The following is a 237-nucleotide window of genomic DNA, read 5'->3' on the forward strand; positions in this document are numbered from 1 at the left end:
AGGCATTCTTCATCGATTCATCCAGCGAATAGATAACTTTTCTCAGCTTTTTGGAGCGTTCTCGGAGCACCTCCTGCGGCGTCTTTTGGGTATAGCGAGCTTTGGTATGGGTCGAATCTACAATAAGGGATTTGCTTCGAATAATGCCTTGCACAATCGCAATTTCCACGGTTTTCTGAATCAACAGATCCAGCAGCTTCATGTCTTTAAGCCGTAATTTGCGGAACTTGGTCAGTA

Annotated in this window: 1 pseudogene; it reads right to left on the reverse strand. The window is 44.7% G+C overall.

From position 1 onward, the window contains the following. Nucleotides 1-237, reverse strand: a pseudogene (locus M3650_RS31675) (IS5/IS1182 family transposase); the annotation flags it as partial.

Origin of the sequence: Paenibacillus sp. MER TA 81-3, from assembly GCF_023713585.1 — a bacterium.
In the GTDB taxonomy this organism is placed as follows: Bacteria; Bacillota; Bacilli; order Paenibacillales; family Paenibacillaceae; genus Paenibacillus_B; species Paenibacillus_B profundus.